The 16,693-nt window shown below is 74.0% G+C and carries 13 protein-coding genes; 8 read left to right on the top strand and 5 right to left on the bottom strand.

Features of this window, described 5'->3' with window-relative positions; genetic code table 11:
- Positions 1-227 precede the first annotated feature (227 nt).
- From ACYVOO_RS16905 to ACYVOO_RS16915, 3 genes are all read left to right on the top strand, one after another.
- Positions 228-2,543: an RNA degradosome polyphosphate kinase gene (locus tag ACYVOO_RS16905; RefSeq protein ID WP_453348955.1), complete on the top strand. Its 2,316-nt coding sequence runs from the start codon at positions 228-230 to the stop codon at positions 2,541-2,543.
- Positions 2,544-2,648: 105 nt separating this feature from the next.
- Positions 2,649-3,983 (top strand): CHAD domain-containing protein, encoded by a 1,335-nt coding sequence (locus ACYVOO_RS16910; protein ID WP_461016470.1) that lies wholly within the window; start codon positions 2,649-2,651, stop codon positions 3,981-3,983.
- 4 nt (positions 3,984-3,987) lie between these two features.
- Entirely contained in the window at positions 3,988-4,458 is a 471-nt protein-coding gene (locus ACYVOO_RS16915) for an NUDIX hydrolase (RefSeq protein ID WP_461016471.1), read from the top strand.
- A gap of 393 nt (positions 4,459-4,851) precedes the next feature.
- Here ACYVOO_RS16915 and ACYVOO_RS16920 read toward each other — a convergent pair whose 3' ends face one another.
- Positions 4,852-5,655, bottom strand: coding sequence for a class I SAM-dependent methyltransferase (locus tag ACYVOO_RS16920; protein ID WP_461016472.1), 804 nt, complete (start codon positions 5,653-5,655; stop codon positions 4,852-4,854).
- A gap of 160 nt (positions 5,656-5,815) precedes the next feature.
- Between ACYVOO_RS16920 and mshA the strand changes: the two genes are divergently transcribed.
- Together mshA and ACYVOO_RS16930 are read left to right on the top strand one after the other, a co-directional pair.
- Complete coding sequence (gene mshA / locus ACYVOO_RS16925; protein WP_461016473.1) at positions 5,816-7,162, top strand: D-inositol-3-phosphate glycosyltransferase; 1,347 nt, start codon at positions 5,816-5,818, stop codon at positions 7,160-7,162.
- The gene (locus ACYVOO_RS16930; protein WP_461016474.1) at positions 7,155-7,724 is read left to right on the top strand and encodes a type III secretion system chaperone family protein; all 570 of its coding nucleotides are present in this window, start codon (positions 7,155-7,157) and stop codon (positions 7,722-7,724) included. Before mshA ends, ACYVOO_RS16930 begins: the two co-directional genes overlap by 8 nt.
- A gap of 101 nt (positions 7,725-7,825) precedes the next feature.
- Here the strand turns inward: ACYVOO_RS16930 and ACYVOO_RS16935 are convergent, their stop codons facing one another.
- The 3 genes from ACYVOO_RS16935 to ACYVOO_RS16945 all read right to left on the bottom strand — a co-directional run bounded on the left by ACYVOO_RS16935 (position 7,826) and on the right by ACYVOO_RS16945 (position 11,153).
- Entirely contained in the window at positions 7,826-8,059 is a 234-nt protein-coding gene (locus tag ACYVOO_RS16935) for a hypothetical protein (RefSeq protein WP_461016475.1), read from the bottom strand.
- 524 nt (positions 8,060-8,583) lie between these two features.
- Positions 8,584-9,996: an MDR family MFS transporter gene (locus ACYVOO_RS16940; RefSeq protein ID WP_461016476.1), complete on the bottom strand. Its 1,413-nt coding sequence runs from the start codon at positions 9,994-9,996 to the stop codon at positions 8,584-8,586.
- Between the two features lie 152 nt (positions 9,997-10,148).
- Positions 10,149-11,153: an extracellular catalytic domain type 1 short-chain-length polyhydroxyalkanoate depolymerase gene (locus ACYVOO_RS16945; protein WP_461016477.1), complete on the bottom strand. Its 1,005-nt coding sequence runs from the start codon at positions 11,151-11,153 to the stop codon at positions 10,149-10,151.
- A 143-nt stretch (positions 11,154-11,296) separates the two neighbouring features.
- Between ACYVOO_RS16945 and ACYVOO_RS16950 the strand changes: the two genes are divergently transcribed.
- The gene (locus tag ACYVOO_RS16950; RefSeq protein WP_461016478.1) at positions 11,297-12,196 is read left to right on the top strand and encodes a 3-hydroxybutyrate dehydrogenase; all 900 of its coding nucleotides are present in this window, start codon (positions 11,297-11,299) and stop codon (positions 12,194-12,196) included.
- Between the two features lie 73 nt (positions 12,197-12,269).
- Complete coding sequence (locus ACYVOO_RS16955; protein WP_461016479.1) at positions 12,270-14,342, top strand: helix-turn-helix domain-containing protein; 2,073 nt, start codon at positions 12,270-12,272, stop codon at positions 14,340-14,342.
- Here the strand turns inward: ACYVOO_RS16955 and ACYVOO_RS16960 are convergent.
- Positions 14,277-15,689 carry an MFS transporter gene (locus ACYVOO_RS16960; protein WP_461016480.1) on the bottom strand — a complete coding sequence of 471 codons (1,413 nt, stop codon included), beginning with the start codon at positions 15,687-15,689 and terminating at the stop codon, positions 14,277-14,279. The genes ACYVOO_RS16955 and ACYVOO_RS16960 overlap by 66 nt on opposite strands.
- Positions 15,690-15,877: 188 nt before the next feature.
- Between ACYVOO_RS16960 and ACYVOO_RS16965 the strand changes: the two genes are divergently transcribed.
- Entirely contained in the window at positions 15,878-16,636 is a 759-nt protein-coding gene (locus tag ACYVOO_RS16965) for a phosphoglyceromutase (protein WP_453348943.1), read from the top strand.
- Positions 16,637-16,693 lie beyond the last annotated feature (57 nt).

The following is a 16,693-nucleotide window of genomic DNA, read 5'->3' on the forward strand; positions in this document are numbered from 1 at the left end:
GGGAGGGTGGGCACAACCCGTGCCACCGGCCTGAGCATCGCTGACGAAACCCCAAAGGGGCACCGGCAGGGCGCACCCCCACGAGAAACACGCACCCCGTGAGGCGGTCACCCCGTACCCCGTGAAGGGGCACAACCGGTGAGGCGGCAACCCCCCGTTTCCTGCCACCCCCCTGCGCGCCATGTAGGCGTAACCATCGATTCAAACTCGCTTGCGAGCATCGCGGAATGCAGCCCGCCGCTCACCCCTCCCCTTTCCACTGGGAGGCCCCCCACACCGCGCCCGGCCCCGCCGCGTCGCGGAACAATGGGGACATGAGCCAGCCCGCACCGCATACCGCACAGCCGTCCGTGGGATCGATCGCGGCCCACCGCCCGCACGCGGTGGGCGGCTCCGCGCCCGCCCTGGAGCCCGACCTCGACGCCGACGCCGACGCCTTCGTGGACGGGCGCGGCCCGGACGCGGAAGCGGAGGACCTGCCGCAGGGCCGGTTTCTGGACCGTGAGCGCAGCTGGCTCGCGTTCAACGAGCGCGTACTGGAGCTGGCCGAGGACCCGGAGACCCCGCTGCTGGAGCGGGCGAACTTCCTGGCGATCTTCGCGAGCAACCTGGACGAGTTCTTCATGGTCCGCGTCGCGGGCCTGAAGCGCCGCATAGCGACGGGCGTCGCGACCCGCTCCGCTTCGGGGCTTCAGCCGCGCGAGGTGCTGGACCAGATCTGGACGCGTTCGCGTGAGCTCATGGCCCGGCACGCGGCCTGCTACCAGCAGGACATCGCCCCGGCGCTCGCCGAAGAGGGCCTGCACCTGATCCGCTGGACGGAGCTGACGGAGTCGGAGCAGGAGCGCCTGTTCACCCTGTTCCGGCAGCAGATCTACCCCGTGCTGACGCCGCTGGCCGTCGATCCCGCGCATCCCTTCCCGTACATTTCGGGCCTCTCGCTCAACCTGGCCGTCGTCGTGCGCAATCCGGTGAGCGGGCACAACCACTTCGCGCGGGTGAAGGTGCCGCCGCTGCTGTCGCGGTTCCTGGAGGCGTCGTCGCGCCGGTTCGTCCCGCTGGAGGATGTGATCGCGGCGCATCTGGAGGAGCTGTTCCCCGGTATGGAGGTGCTGGCGCACCACATGTTCCGGGTGACGCGGAACGAGGATCTGGAGGTGGAGGAGGACGACACCGAGAACCTTCTCCAGGCGCTGGAGAAGGAGCTGCTGCGGCGGCGTTTCGGGCCTCCGGTGCGGCTGGAGGTCGAGGAGTCGATCGACCCGTACGTGCTGGACCTGCTGGTGCGCGAGCTGAAGATCTCGGACGCCGAGGTGTATCCGCTGCCGGGCCCGCTGGACCTGAGCGGGCTTTCGGGGATCGTCTCGGCGCTGGACCGGCCTGACCTGAAGTACCCGAAGTTCGTCGCGGGCACGCACCGGGACCTCGCGGAGGTGGAGTCGGCGCAGGCCCCTGACATCTTCGCGGCCCTTCGCGAGCGCGACGTCCTGCTGCACCACCCGTACGACTCCTTCTCCACCTCGGTGCAGGCGTTCCTGGAGCAGGCGGCGGCGGACCCTGACGTACTGGCGATCAAGCAGACCCTCTACCGCACCTCGGGTGACTCGCCGATCGTCGACGCGCTCATAGACGCGGCCGAGTCCGGCAAGCAGGTGCTGGTCCTCGTCGAGCTGAAGGCGCGCTTCGACGAGCAGGCCAACATCAAGTGGGCCAGGAAGCTGGAGGAGTCGGGCTGCCATGTGGTCTACGGGCTCGTCGGCCTGAAGACGCACTGCAAGCTGTCGCTCGTGGTGCGTCAGGAGGGCGAGAACCTGCGCCGCTACGCGCACGTCGGCACCGGCAACTACCACCCGAAGACGGCGAGGCTCTACGAGGACCTGGGCCTGCTCACCGCCGACCACCAAGTGGGCGCCGACCTGTCCGACCTGTTCAACCGGCTCTCCGGGTACTCGCGCCGTGAGACGTACCGGCGGCTGCTCGTCGCGCCCAAGTCGCTGCGCGACGGGCTGCTCACCCGCGTCCAGCGGGAGATCACGCACCACCGCGAGGGACGCCCCGCGTACGTCCGTATCAAGGTCAACTCGATGGTCGACGAGGCCGTCGTGGACGCGCTCTACCGCGCCTCGCGCGCGGGGGTGCCCGTCGACGTGTGGGTGCGCGGGATCTGCGCGCTGCGGCCCGGCGTCGAGGGGCTGAGCGAGAACATCCGGGTGCGCAGCGTCCTGGGGCGCTTCCTGGAGCACTCCCGGGTCTTCGTGTTCGGGAACGGCGGCGAGCCCGAGGTGTGGCTGGGCAGCGCCGACATGATGCACCGCAATCTGGACCGGCGGATCGAGACCCTGCTGCGGGTCACCGATCCCGCCCACCGCGCCTCCTTGAACGGGCTCCTGGAGACGGGCATGTCCGACGACACCGCCTCCTGGCACCTGGGCCCGGACGGCGACTGGACGCGGTACGCCCACGACCAGGAGGGGCAGCCGTTGCGCAACATCCAGGAGACGCTGATCGAAGCGCGGAGGCGCCGACGTGGCCCGGCGACATGACCCGCGGCGCGACCCGCGGTGCGCGCCGCCGCACGGCCGGCCGCCGCACGACCGGTGGCACGACCCGCCGGCCGGGCTTACCGCGGACACGGGGAGGGAGCGGTGATGGCTCAGGGCCAGGACGCGTTCGCTGACGGCGAGCTGGTGGCCGCGGGATCCGGCGGGCAACGCCGCCGGGTCGGCGGCGAAGCGGCCGCCGCGCGGACGGGACACGGGGCGAGCCCCGGGATGGCGGCCGGGCAGGTGACGCCCGGACACGGCGGGGGGCAGCCGGGGCGCGCGACGGGCGGCTCAGGGCCCGGCCCCGTGTCCGGGCCGGGCGGGGCGGGTGCCGAGCGCGCGCACTCGCTGGAGACGGGGACGGTCGCCGACGTGCTCGGCGGCTATCTGCACGGGCAGGCCACCGGCTTCCTGCGCAGCCTGCGGCTGCACGGCGAGAGCGCGGGCAGCGCCGAGACCGCCGCGCAGACCGCGGAGGCGGTGCGCCAGTTGCGGTGCGCGGCCCGCCGTCTGAACGGCGCGCTGCACACGTACCGCCCCCTGGTCGACACCGCGTGGGCCGACCAACTGCGTGCGGAGCTGAGCTGGCTCTCGGGCACGCTGGCCCGCGAGTACGCCTACGCGGCCCGGCTCGACCGGCTCCTCGGCGCGCTGCACCGGCTCGCGAGCGACGGGGGCGCGGCGGGCGGCGGCGAGCCGCCGGAGGGCGGCGCGGGCGGCGGTACGGGAACAGGTGGCGGCGGCTCCAGCGGCGGCTCCGGCGGCGGGCCCGGTGCGCTGCCCATGGGCGCGGCGCGTGCCGGTGCCCTGCTGGAGCGGCAGTTGCGCCTCGCGCGCACCCGCGCGCACTCGGCAGCGCTCCAGGCGCTGGGCTCCTCGCGCTTCCACGCGGTGGCCGACGCCGTCGCCGTGCTCGCCTCCGAGGCCCCGCTCACCTCCGACGAGGCAGCGGGGCAGGCCGCGCCCGTGCTCGTACCGCTGGCCGAGCAGGCGCAGCGGCGGCTCCTCGAAGCGGTGGACGCGCTGCCGCTGGCGCGGGCCGAGGCGCCGTACAACGCGGAGGCGCTGGCCCGCTCCCTCGCCGCCGAGGCGCAGCAGGACGCGGCGTGGCACCAGGTGCGGCTGCTGCTGCGGCTGCACAGGTACGCGGAGGAGGTCCTGCTGTGGGGTTCCGGTTCCGGTGACGGCGCGGGCGAGGACGCCCCGGCGCCGGGCTCGGATCCGCGCCTGGCGCCCGCCTCCGCCGCGCTCGACCGGCACCGCGACGCGGCCGAGGCCGCCGCGGCGGCAGCCGCCGCGGCCCGCACCCCGCGCATCGCCCCCGCCACGGCCTACGCCCTCGGCGTCCTCCACGCCGACCAGCGCCACGACGTCGAGGCCGCCCGCTTCGCCTTCGGCCGCCTGTGGAACGCGAAGCCGCCAGGGTCTGAGAAGGGCTGAGCGGATGGCTTACGGGGAGCCCGCGGGCGACGAGCGGCCCGTGCTGGCCGCGGGGTGCGTGCTGTGGCGGCGTTCGCCGTACGACGGTGACGTCGAGATCGCGCTCGTCCACCGGCCGAAGTACGACGACTGGTCGCACCCGAAGGGCAAGCTCAAGCGCGACGAGGAGCCGCTGCGGGCCGCGCTGCGCGAGGTGCGCGAGGAGACGGGCCTGGACTGCGAGGTGGGCGCGCCGCTGCCCACGTCGCACTACGTGGCCAACGGCCGCCCCAAGCAGGTCCGTTACTGGGCGGCGAGGGCGACGGACGGCTCGTTCGTGCCCAACCGCGAGGTGGACCGCATGGTGTGGCTGCCCCCGTCGGCGGCCCGTCGCCGTCTGACGCATGAGCGGGACCGTCCGCTGGTCGACGCGTTGGTCGCGGCGCTGGGCCTCTCCGGTACGCGAGGGGCGCGGGGGCTGCGCGGGGCAGGCTGAGGCCGGACGGCCCTGGCCGGTGCCTGATCGCGAGGTGGACCGCATGGTGTGTGGTTGCCGCTGTCGGCGGCCCGTCGCCGTCTGACGCATGGGCGGGACCGCCCGCTGGTCGACGCGTTGGTCGCGGCGCTGGGCCTCTCCGGTACGCGAGGGGCGCGGGGGCTGCGCGGGGCAGGCTGAGGCCGGACGGCCCTGGCCGGTGCCTGATCGCGAGGTGGACCGCATGGTGTGTGGTTGCCGCTGTCGGCGGCCCGTCGCCGCCTCACGCATGGGCGGGACCGCCCGCTGGTCGACGCGCTGATCGTGGCGCTGGGTCGGCCGGTACGCGAGGGGCGCGGGGGCCGCGCGGGGCAGGCTGAGCCTCGTCGCCCCGGACCCGCCCCGCAGGGACCGTCACCCGCCCGGTGCCACCGCCTCCCAGCGGACCGTGACCTCGCCCTGGCGCCAGCGCGCAGGACCGTCCGTCAGGGGCCAGGCGGCGGAGAGGGCGTGGGCCGCGCGGATCCAGCGCTGGCGGGCGCCGAGGGAGCCGTACGGGGCTGCGGCGGCCCACGCGCGGTCGAAGTCGCGGAGGAAGGCGTGCACGGGCTCGCCCGGAACGTTGCGGTGGATCAGCGCCTTGGGGAGCCGTTCCGCGAGGTCCGACGGGGTGCCGAGGGAGCCGAGGCGGGCCGCGAACGTGACGGTGCGGGGCCCCTCGGGGCCGAGCGCGACCCAGACGTGGCGGCGCCCGATCTCGTCGCACGTGCCCTCCACCAGCAGCCCCCCGGGCGCCAGCCGCGCGCACAGCCGCTCCCACACGGGGCCGACCTCGCCCTCCTCGTACTGGCGCAGCACGTTCGCGGCGCGGATCAGGGCCGGGCGGCGGCCGTCGGCGAGCGGGATCTCGAAGCCGCCGCGGCGGAAGGTGAGCCCGTCGCGTGCGTAGGGCAGCGCGGCGGCCACCCGTACGGGGTCGATCTCGACGCCGACGACGCGGGCGTCGGCGCGCTCCCGGCGCAGCCGCGTCAGCAGCTCGACGGCGGTCCAGGGCGCGGCGCCGTAGCCGAGGTCGACGGCGACGGGCGGAAGGTGGGAGCGGCGGAGCGCGGGGCCGTGGACGGCGGCGATCCAGCGGTCCATGCGGCGCAGCCGGTTCGGGTTGGTGGTCCCGCGCGTCACGGCGCCGACGGGCCGTGCGGAGGTGCGGGATGCCATGGGAGAAGCGTACGGCCCGGCGCCGCGCCAGAACGCTACGTCAAGATGCTTCGTCAAGATTGGGCAAAGTGGAAATGGAGAGCAACCTTCCGCTGTTGTACGCGCGAGGGCTCTCCGGCTCCCTCGATTCTTCCTGCCCACCGGAGGAGGCAACCGCCCCGTGAGCCAGTACGTGTCCCGGCTCGGCCAGCGGCGTACCCGGCCCTCGCAGCAGCCGCGTCTCCGGTTTCCAGGGCGCCGCCCGCGCCGGGTGGCGATGCTCAGCGTGCACACCTCGCCCCTCCACCAGCCCGGCACGGGCGACGCGGGCGGCATGAACGTCTACATCGTCGAGCTGGCCAGGCAGCTCGCCGCGCAGGGCACCGAGGTGGAGATCTTCACCCGGGCGACGACGGGGGCGCTGGAACCCACCGTGGAGCTGACCCCCGGTGTGCTGGTGCGGCACATCGACGCTGGCCCGTACGAGGGACTTGCCAAGGAGGACCTGCCCGCCCAGTTGTGCGCTTTCACGCACGGCGTGATGCAGGTCTGGGCGGGCCACCGCCCCGGCTACTACGACCTTGTGCACTCGCACTACTGGCTCTCCGGGCACGTCGGCTGGCTCGCGGCGCAGCGCTGGGGCGTGCCGCTGGTGCACGCGATGCACACGATGGCGAAGGTGAAGAACGCCTGCCTCGCCGAGGGGGACGCGCCCGAGCCGGCGGCCCGCGTGATCGGGGAGACGCAGATCGTACGGGCGGCCGACCGCCTCATCGCGAACACCGGGGAGGAGGCCGACGAGCTGGTCCGCCACTACGAGGCGGACCCGGCGAACACGGCCGTGGTGCACCCGGGCGTCAATCTGGACCGGTTCCGTCCGGGCGACGGGCGTGCCGCGGCCCGCGCGCGGCTCGGGCTGCCGCAGGAGGCCGTCGTCCCGCTGTTCGCGGGGCGGATACAGCCGCTGAAGGCGCCGGACGTCCTGCTGCGCGCCGTCGCGCTGCTGGTGGACGAGGAGCCGGGGCTGCGCGCGCGTCTCGTGGTGCCCGTGGTGGGCGGGCCCAGCGGCAGCGGCCTGGCGAAGCCCGAGGAGTTGCAGAAGCTGGCCGCGCGGCTGGGCATCGCCGATCTGGTGCGTTTCCATCCGCCCGTCGGCCAGGAGCGGCTGGCGGACTGGTACCGCGCCGCGAGCGTGCTGGTCATGCCGTCCTACAGCGAGTCCTTCGGGCTGGTCGCCGTGGAGGCCCAGGCGTGCGGCACGCCCGTGGTGGCCGCGGCCGTCGGCGGGCTGCCGGTCGCGGTGCGGGACGGGGAGAGCGGTTATCTCGTCGAGGGGCACGATCCCGCCGACTACGCGCGGCGGCTGCGCCTGTTCATCGACGACAGCACGCGCGCCGAGCGCATGGGCGCGGCGGCTGCCCGGCACGCGCGGGGCTTCGGCTGGGACGCCGCCGCGGCGGACACCCTGGACGTCTACACCGCCGCGCTCCAGGCGCGCCGCCGTCGCCTACGATCGCCCCATGGCTGAGGGCAACAGCGGCGGCAACGGCAACGGCAACGCCAGCGGCAAGGGAGCGGGCGACGCGGCGGGCGAGGCGCGGGCCGTCATCGAAGCGGTGCTGCGTGAAGCGGAACTGGAGTGGGAGAGCCCGGCGGAGGCGGACGGCACGTACGTCGTGAAGCTCCCCGGCACGCGCAAGCTGTCGACCACGTGCTCGCTGGTCGTCGGAAAGCACTCCCTCTCCGTCAACGCCTTCGTCGTGCGCTGCCCCGACGAGAACCACGAGGCCGTGCACCGCTGGCTGCTGGAGCGCAACACCCGGCTGTACGGGGTGGCCTACGCGCTGGACCGGCTCGGCGACATCTATCTCGCGGGGCGCCTCCCGCTGGCCGCCGTGACGCCCGACGAGGTGGACAGGCTGCTCGGTGTGGTGCTGGAGAACGCGGACGGGTCGTTCAACACTCTGCTGGAGATGGGCTTCGCGGGCGCGATCCGGCGCGAGTACGAGTGGCGCACCTCCCGCGGCGAGTCCACGCGCAACCTGGACGCGTTCACCCATCTGACCGGGGGCAAGCCCTCCGAGGGCTGACCCGGCGCCCGGACGGGGGCGGTGGGGAGCGGTGGGGGCAGGGGCGGGGACTCGGCTGCGGGCGGGGTCTGTCGGCCGGTGCGGTCCTTCGGACGGTGCGGTCAGCTTTCGGGGCGCGTGGTCCGCAGGAGCGCTGCGAGCCGCTCGGCCGTCTCGACGTTGCACGGCCCGAGATCGACCATCGCGGAGCCGGTGCTGCTGCTCCAGGTGGATGGGTCCGCCCGCAGCGAGGGCAGTGTGATCCCGGCCTGGGACAGCGCCTCGCGCAGGGTGGCCAGGGCCTTCTCGGCGTCGGCGATCTTCGTGCTGACGGTGGATTTCTGCGTGGTGCTCATGTGCTCCCGATTCCGCTGTCGGCAGTTGTGGTGTGGCAGTTGTGGTGTGCTGCGTGGGCGGTGTCCCGTCGTGCTTGGTGAGGCGGCGAGTGCGGACCGTCCCGCCTGCGGCGCCGGGGTGCCGGCGCGACGCGTGTCCGGCGGCCCGGTGAGCCGCTCCGGTGCGTGCGCCCGGGGTCCTGGGACGGGTGCCGGGGCGTGCCGTCGCTCCCGGCGCCGACGACAGGTGCGTGCCGCGTTCGCCTGCCGTGCGGGGAGCGCCCCGGATCCGGGTCGTTGCTCATGGAACCACTCTGCCCCAGCGGAGCACCGTGAAGAGGCGTCAAGAAGGTTCTGGCACCAGGAGGTTTGAACCCGAGGGGAGGCGAAAGGGCATGCTGAGCTGGGAGTTGGTCCATGGGGCGGGCGAGTCGCGCGTCAGCGCTACGAGGGACATGGGGGGCGTACGGAGACTTTCGCGCGCCGCGCCAACTCACGCGCACCCACCGGTCGGGTGGCACCCCCGAACCGGCCGACCGGCCGGGTCATGCCGACCGGTTCGCCCGCCCGGCCTCCGCCCCACGGCACCCTGTCGTCACGGCCGTCTCCGTCGTCACGGGCGTCTCCGTGGGGGTGGGTGAGGGCGCTGGTTCCTGGGGGGTGGGGGTGGGGGTGGTGCGGAGCTTGCGGAGGAGCAGGCCGTAGCCCAGCGCCGCCACCGTGCCGATCACGGCGCTGACGGCCCACAAGGTGCCCGCGCCGAAGTGGTCGATGACGAAGCCGCCCGCGAGCGGGGCGCCGAGGGAGGCGACGGACCAGGAGAGGACGTACATGCCCTGGTAACGGCCGCGTCCGTGCACCGGGGAGAGCCGGGCCACCAGGCCCATCTGGGTCGGGGAGTTGATGATCTCGCCGAGGGTCCAGACGGCGACGGCCACGATGTAGAGGCCCATCGACCCGGCGAACGCGTTCAGCCCGAACCCGTAGCCCGTCAACAGGGCCGAGAGGACCAGCAAGCGGGCCGGGTCCCGGTGTTCGATGAAGCGGGTGACGGGGATCTGGACGAGCACGATCAGCACCCCGTTGACCGCGATGACGAGCCCGAAGTCCGCGCTGGAGAAGCCCTGCTGGCCCATCGAGACCGGCAGCGCGACGAAGGCCTGCTGGATGAGGGTCGCCATCAGCAGGCTGAGGCCGACCACGGCCATGAACGGGCCGTCGCGCAGCACCGTCCACATCGAGACGGCTTCCTTGGGCGGGGGCGTCGAGCCCACGTCGCTGTCCGCCGCCTCCGCGCCGCGTTCGGGGCGGGACTCCGGGATCTTGACGAAGACGACGACGGCGCAGGCCAGCACCATGGCGGCCTCGCCGAAGAAGAGCAGGTCGTAGCTGTAGCGGGCGATGAGCCCGGCCGCGCTGGAGGAGACGGCGAAGCCGAGGTTGATGGCCCAGTAGTTGAGGGAGAAAGCGCGCACGCGGTCTTCCGGCGCGACGATGTCCGCGATCATCGCCTGCACGGCGGGCCGCGACGCGTTCGTGGCCATGCCGACGACGCCCGCCGTCACCGCGATGGCGACCGGGTGCTCCACGAACGCGAGCGTGGCCACCGAGACCGCGGTGGACGTCTGCGCCATCAGCATCGTCGGCCGCCGCCCGAGCCGGTCCGTCAGCACCCCGGCGCCCACCGAGGAGACCACCCCGCCGAGCCCGTAGAGGGCGCCGACCAGACCGGCGAACGAGGCGGAGTAGCCGCGTTCCACCGTCAGATAGAGCGCGAGGAAGGTGGCGACGAAGGCGCCGAGGCGGTTGACCAGGGTGCTGGTCCACAGCCACCAGAACTGGCGCGGCAGCCCGCCGACGCTCTCGGCGGCCGCGCGCCGGACCCTGCCCAGCGGCCCCGGCCCCGGCCCCGGCCCTGGTTCCGGCCCGTCCTTCGGCGGCGGTGCGGCTGCGCTCATGAAACCCCCCAGGTGACAGCGCCGTCGGCGTGCGGCGCGGCTGGTGAGCAACGTACTGAGGGCACGTGAGCGGCTGCCACCGAATTGACGGCGCGCGTCAATCGGGCGCGGGGGCGCGGGGGGACGGGGCCGTACGGAGAAGGGGCGGCTGGTCAGCCCGTCAGGCCCCAGTCCCGCGCGATGTACCGGCTCGAACAGATCGCATCCAGGAAGTGCGCACCCGCCACCCCGCACCCCTCGCCCGGCCGCACGGGCGTGCCGTGTCCCATGCCCTGGACGAGGTACGAGCGGACGGCGACGGAACCGTCGGGACCCGTGTAGTCGGTGCGCGTGGTCCCGCCGGGCAGCGCCTCGGTGCCGTCCGCGCTCTGGTCCGCGCCGAGCGCGTCGGTCCACTGCTTCACGGACTCGGCCGCGTTGCGGGGCACGACGGTGGCGTCCGCCGTGCCGTGCCAGACGGAGACGGCGGGACGCGGCCCGGTGTACGCCGGATACGCGGACCGTACGAGGCCGCCCCACTGGGCCGCCGTCTTCGTCACGCCGGGGTTCATGCAGGAGTACGCCGCGAGCACGGTGCTCGCGCAGCCGTGCGGCAGCCCGCCGATGACGGCGCCGCCGTGGAAGACGTCCGGGTACGCGGCGAGCAGCGACGCGGTCATGGCGCCTCCCGCGGAGAGTCCGGTGACGAAGACGCGCGAGGCGTCGGCGCCCAGGTCGGCGACGGTACGGTCCACCATCTGCCGGACGGACAGTGCCTCGCCCTGCCCGCGCGAACGGTCGCCAGCTTGGAACCAGTTGAAGCACTTGCTGAGGTTGTTGCCCGTCTCCTGTTGCGGCGCGACGAGCGAGAACCCGTACGCGTCGGCGAACCGCTGCCACCCCGCACCGGTCACATACGTGGCCGCGTCCTGGGTGCAGCCGTGCAGCACGACGACGACGGGGCGGCCCTGGGGGAGCCCGTCGGGGACGTAGCGGAACATCGAGAGCGCGCCGGGGTTGGAGCCGAAGCCGGTGACGCGCTCCAGCGCAGCGGTACGGGTGGGGCCCGGGGCCCGGGTGGGGTCCGGGGTGCTGCGGGGTGACGCGGCGGCCGTGGCGCCGCTCGACGTGAGCAGCAGGGCGAGGAGGGTTCCGATCAGGGCTCCGGCCGTTCTCATGGCGTGCTCCTTCCGGTGGGGGTCGGGGCGCAACCTAGGCGCGGCGGGAGGGGCGTGGGATGTGCCGGAGGAACACCGTTGCCGGGTGAAGTGTGGCCGGGTCACACATCAAGGACCCCGCCGGGCCTGCCTACCGTGGTGCCATGACCGGCATGCCCCCGCAGCCCACGCCCCTCGGACCCGACGACCCCGGACTCGACGGCTCCGGACTCGACGGCTCCGCGCAGAACTCCCCGTACCCGCCCCACTCCGTCGCCCTCGACCTCGCCGGACGCACCGCGCTCGTCACAGGGGCCGCCAGCGGCATCGGCCGCGCCTGCGCGCTGCGGCTGGCGGCGGCCGGGGCGAAGGTCCGCGCCGTCGACCGCGACGAGGAAGGGCTCGCGGCGCCCGCGCTCACCACGCCCACGTCCGCGCCCGCGTCCTCGGGCGACGGGCTGATCGAGCCGTACGCGCTGGACCTCACCACCCCCGACGGGCTCGACGCGGCCGAGCGCGCCGCAGCGGGCGCCGACATCCTCGTCAACGGCGCGGGGGCCCAACTCGTCCGCCCCATCGAGGAGTTCCCGCCCGACGCCTTCCGTTCCCTCCTCACCCTGATGCTGGAGGCACCCTTCCGCCTGACGCGCGGCGCCCTGCCCGGGATGTACGGCCAGTGCTGGGGCCGCGTCGTCCACATCTCCTCGGTGCACGGGCTGCGCGCCTCCGCGTACAAGTCCGCCTACGTGTCGGCCAAGCACGGCCTCGAAGGGCTCTCGAAGGTGACGGCGCTGGAGGGCGCGGCGCACGGGGTCACGTCGAACTGTGTGAGCCCCGCGTACGTGCGTACTCCGCTGGTGGAGCGGCAGATCGCCGACCAGGCGGCGGCGCACGGCATCCCCGAGGAGCGGGTGGTGTCGGAGATCCTGCTCGCCGACTCCGCGCTGAAGCGGCTGCTGGAGCCGGAGGAGGTGGCCGAGGCGGTGGCGTTCCTGTGCTCTCCGGCGGCCTCGTTCGTCACGGGCGCCTCCCTGCCGATGGACGGCGCCTGGACCGCGCACTGACGGCCGGGGTGCCGGTCGCGGCTCTGGTCGCGGCTCTGGTGGAGCCCCGAGGGGGACGGGTAAGCCTGTGACCATGGCCCGCACCACCCGCCCCCGCCCCGAACAGCCCGAACCGCCCGCGCCCGCCGACGCCGCGTCCCCCGCCGACCCCGTACCCGTACCCGTACCCGTACCCGTACCCCAGGAGGACGCGTACCTGGAGCTGCTCGCGCGCGGCGCCCCCGCCGAGGCGTACGAGGAACCCCTCGCGCGCGCCCGCGAGGCGGGCGCGCCGCCCGCACGCCTCGCCGCGCTCCAGCGGGGCAGGTTCCTCGCGCTGCGCATCCGCGCCGAACTGGAGGGCCGCCGCCGCAGGGAGGCCGAGCTGACGGCGCTCATCGAGACGGTCCACGACCTGGCCGGGCTGCGCGACCTCGACGCCGTGCTCCGCGCCATCGTGCAGCGCGCCCGCTCCCTCCTCGGGACAGAGGTCGCCTATATGACCCTCACCGACCCCGAACGCGGCGACACCTATATGCGCGTCACCGAGGGCTCGGTCTCCGCGCGCTTCCAGCAACTGCGGCTCGGCATGGGGGAGGGGCTGGGCGGGCTCGTCGCGCAGACGGCGCGCCCCTACGTCACCGACGACTACCCCGACGACGCGCGCTTCCAGCACACCGGACCCATCGACACGGCCGTCGGCGAAGAGGGACTGGTCGCCATCCTCGGCGTGCCGCTGCTGCTCGGCGGCCGTGACGTGATCGGCGTCCTGTACGCGGCCGACCGCAGGGCCCGCGTCTTCGAACGCGAACAGATCGCGCTGCTCGGTTCGTTCGCGGCGCACGCCGCCGTCGCCATCGACACCACCCGCCTGCTCGGCGAGACCCGCGACGCGCTGGCCCGCCTGGAGTCGGCCAACGAGACGATCGAGCGTGCGGGCGAGGTCCACGACCGCCTCACCGAACTCGTCCTGCGCGGTGGCGACGTCGCGGACGTGGCGCGCGCGGTGGGCGAAGTCCTGCGCGGCGACGTCGAGTTCATCGCCCCGCCGCACGCAACGTCGGACGCGCTGGCGCTGGCCGTCGAGCGGTCGCGTGCCGACGGGTACGCCGTACGCGCGGGCGAGACGTGGGTCGCGGCGGTCGCGGCGGGCGGCGAACTGCTCGGGGCGCTCGCGCTGCACGGGCACCCGGGGCTCACCCCCGTCGACCAGCGGACCTTCGAGCGCGCGGCCCTGGTCACCTCGCTGTTGCTGCTGGCCAGGCGTTCGGCGAGGGAGGCCGAACAGCGCGTACGGGGCGAGCTGCTGGACGACCTGCTGGCCTCGGGCGAGCGCGACCCGCGCCTGCTGCGCGAGCGCGCGGCCAGGCTCCGCGCCGACCTCGACGCCCCGCACGTGGTGCTCAGCGCCCTCCTCGACGACCCTCACGACACCCCCGACGCCGACGCCGACCCCGAGGAGAGCGCGAGCCGCCAGCGGCTCTGGGCAGCGGCTGCGCATCTCGCCGCCACCCGGCACGGGCTGGCCGCGGCCAGGGGCGGCGGCGCGGTGCTCCTGCTGCCCGCTGCCGAATCCGCGACCGAATCCGCGACCGAATCCGCTGCCGAACCCGCGACCGGCCCCGCCTCCGCTTCCCGCGTCGCTGCGGCCGTCGCCGCGCAACTGGGCGCCGCTGCGGGCGTACCGGTGACCGTGGGCGCGTCCGCGCCCGTCCCCGCGCCCGCCGCCGACCCGCGCGCTGTCGCGGGCGCGTACGCCGAGGCACGGCGCTGCGTGGACGCGCTGCGGCTGCTGGGGCGGCGGGGCGAGGGCGCGGCGGCTGAGGACTTCGGGTTCCTGGGGATGCTGCTCACGGACGCGCGGGACGTGGACGGCTTCGTACGCCGCACCCTCGGCCCCGTGCTCGACTACGACGCGCGGCGCGGCACAGGGCTCGTGGCCACGCTCGACGCGTACTTCGCGTGCGGGATGAGCCCGGCCAGGGCCAAGGACAGGCTGCACGTGCACGTGAACACCGTCGCCCAGCGCCTGGAGCGCGTGGCCCGGCTGCTGGGCGACGACTGGCAGTCGCCGGAACGCGCCCTGGAGACGCAGCTCGCGCTACGGCTCCACCGACTGTCGGGAGCGATCACCGGCCCCACCGGACCCGGACCCGGAACCCCCTGATCCGACGGAGCTGACGGGGGCCTCGCCCACCGTGGCCAGGTCCCGCGTCCTGGTCTCCTTGGCGCACAGCACGGCGATCACGGTGAGCACCCCCGCGCCGATCACGTACAGCGAGATCGGCGTCGAGCTGCCGTGTTCGGCCAGCAGCGCCGTCGCGATCATCGGCGCGGGCGCACCGGCGGCGACGGACGAGAACTGGGCGCCGATCGAGGCGCCCGAGTACCGCATCCGGGTCGCGAACAGCTCCGAGAAGAACGCGGCCTGCGGCGCGTACATCGCACCGTGCAGCACCAGGCCGACGGTCACGGCGAGGACCATGGCGCCAAAGTTCCCCGTGTCGAGCAGCGCGAAGAACGGGAAGATCCACAGCCCGACGCCCGCCGCGCCGAACAGGTAGACGGGCCTGCGCCCGAGCCGGTCGGAGAGGGCGCCCCACCCCGGGATCACCGCGAAGTGGACGGCGGAGGCGATCAGCACGGCGTTCAGTGCCGTCTGCTGGGAGAGCTTCAGATGCTCGGTGACGTAGACGAGGATGAACGCGGTCAGCACGTAGAAGCTGATGTTCTCGGCCATGCGGGCGCCCATCGCGACGAGGATGTCGCGCCAGTGGTGCCGTACGACGGCGACGAGCGGCTGCTTCTCGACCCGCGCCCCGGTGCCGGAGGCCGACGTCTTGGCGAGCGCCGCCTTGAAGACGGGGGACTCGTCCACGGCCAGCCGTATCCACAGCCCCACGCCCACCAGCGCGCCGGACAGCAGGAACGGCACCCGCCAGCCCCAGCTCTCGAAGGCGGCGTCGGACAGCGTGGCCGTCAGCACCGCGAGGACGGCCGTGGCCAGGAGCTGGCCAGCGGGCGCGCCGGTCTGCGGCCAGGAGGCCCAGAAGCCGCGGCGCCTCGCGTCCCCGTGCTCGGAGACCAGCAGCACGGCCCCGCCCCACTCGCCGCCGAGCGCGAAGCCCTGCACCAGCCGCAGCGTGGTCAGCAGGACGGGCGCCAGCGAGCCGACGGCGGCGTGGGTGGGCAGCAGCCCGATGGCGAACGTGGCGCCGCCCATCAGCAGCAGGCTCAGGACGAGGAGCTTCTTGCGGCCGATCCGGTCGCCGTAGTGGCCGAAGACCAGGGCGCCGACGGGCCGCGCCGCGAAGCCGACGGCGTAGGTGAGGAAGGAGAGGAGGGTGCCGACGAGCGGGTCGGAGCCCGGGAAGAAGAGCTTGTTGAAGATGAGCGCGGCGGCCGACCCGTAGAGGAAGAAGTCGTACCACTCGATGGTCGTCCCCACGAGGCTCGCGGCGACGATGCGCCGCAGGGAACGGGGAGTCGGAGGCGCGGATGCGGAGGTCACCATGCTCACCACTTCTGGGCGGGGACGGGGGCGGAGCTGACGTGCATCGCTGAACCGTAGGAACGCCCGCGCCCGCGGCCCATGTGGCGGGACACCACAGTCCGGGCCCGCGCTGTGCCCCCGCGACCCATGAGCGGAGGGAGGGGGTGGAGGGGCCTGGCCCGCGCACCGCACCCAGTACGCTCGGAGGCATGGCCGACGCACCGTACAAGCTGATCCTCCTCCGCCACGGAGAGAGCGAGTGGAACGCGAAGAACCTGTTCACCGGGTGGGTGGACGTCAACCTCACGGAGAAGGGCGAGAAGGAGGCGGTCCGCGGCGGTGAGCTGCTCAAGGACGCCGGCCTGCTCCCCGACGTGCTGCACACCTCCGTCCAGAAGCGCGCCATCCGCACCGCCCAGCTCGCGCTGGAGTCCGCGGACCGCCACTGGATCCCCGTGCACCGCTCCTGGCGGCTGAACGAGCGGCACTACGGCGCGCTCCAGGGCAAGGACAAGGCGCAGATCCGCGACGAGTTCGGCGAGGAGCAGTTCATGCTCTGGCGCCGCTCGTACGACACCCCGCCGCCCGAGATCGAGGACGGCTCCGAGTTCTCCCAGAGCGACGACCCGCGCTACGCGGGCATCCCCAGCGAGCTGCGCCCCCGCACGGAGTGCCTGAAGGACGTCGTCACGCGGATGCTGCCGTACTGGTACGACGGCGTCATCCCTGACCTCCTCGCGGGCCGCACCGTCCTGATCGCCGCCCACGGCAACTCCCTGCGCGCCCTGGTCAAGCACCTGGACGGCGTCTCGGACGAGGACATCGCGGGCCTCAACATCCCCACGGGCATCCCGCTGGCCTACGAGCTGGACGCGGACTTCCACCCCGTCAAGAAGGGCGGCACCTACCTCGACCCGGACGCCGCCAAGGCGGCCATCGAGGCGGTCAAGAACCAGGGCAAGAAGTAACACGTAGCCGCGATCACGGCCCCCACCTGCGGTTTCGCTGCGGGTGGGGGCCGTGAT

This window comes from Streptomyces daliensis, assembly GCF_054782395.1.

Bases quoted from the DNA above. Each gene is read 5' to 3' on its own strand.
- ACYVOO_RS16935 (WP_461016475.1), bottom strand. From the start codon at position 8,059: ATGAGCACCACGCAGAAATCCACCGTCAGCACGAAGATCGCCGACGCC.
- ACYVOO_RS16950 (WP_461016478.1), top strand. From the start codon at position 11,297: ATGACCGGCATGCCCCCGCAGCCCACGCCCCTCGGACCCGACGACCCC.
- ACYVOO_RS16915 (WP_461016471.1), top strand. From the start codon at position 3,988: ATGGCTTACGGGGAGCCCGCGGGCGACGAGCGGCCCGTGCTGGCCGCG.
- ACYVOO_RS16960 (WP_461016480.1), bottom strand. From the start codon at position 15,689: ATGGTGACCTCCGCATCCGCGCCTCCGACTCCCCGTTCCCTGCGGCGC.
- ACYVOO_RS16930 (WP_461016474.1), top strand. From the start codon at position 7,155: ATGGCTGAGGGCAACAGCGGCGGCAACGGCAACGGCAACGCCAGCGGC.
- ACYVOO_RS16965 (WP_453348943.1), top strand. From the start codon at position 15,878: ATGGCCGACGCACCGTACAAGCTGATCCTCCTCCGCCACGGAGAGAGC.
- ACYVOO_RS16940 (WP_461016476.1), bottom strand. From the start codon at position 9,996: ATGAGCGCAGCCGCACCGCCGCCGAAGGACGGGCCGGAACCAGGGCCG.
- ACYVOO_RS16910 (WP_461016470.1), top strand. From the start codon at position 2,649: ATGGCTCAGGGCCAGGACGCGTTCGCTGACGGCGAGCTGGTGGCCGCG.
- ACYVOO_RS16955 (WP_461016479.1), top strand. From the start codon at position 12,270: ATGGCCCGCACCACCCGCCCCCGCCCCGAACAGCCCGAACCGCCCGCG.
- ACYVOO_RS16945 (WP_461016477.1), bottom strand. From the start codon at position 11,153: ATGAGAACGGCCGGAGCCCTGATCGGAACCCTCCTCGCCCTGCTGCTC.
- ACYVOO_RS16905 (WP_453348955.1), top strand. From the start codon at position 228: ATGCAGCCCGCCGCTCACCCCTCCCCTTTCCACTGGGAGGCCCCCCAC.
- ACYVOO_RS16920 (WP_461016472.1), bottom strand. From the start codon at position 5,655: ATGGCATCCCGCACCTCCGCACGGCCCGTCGGCGCCGTGACGCGCGGG.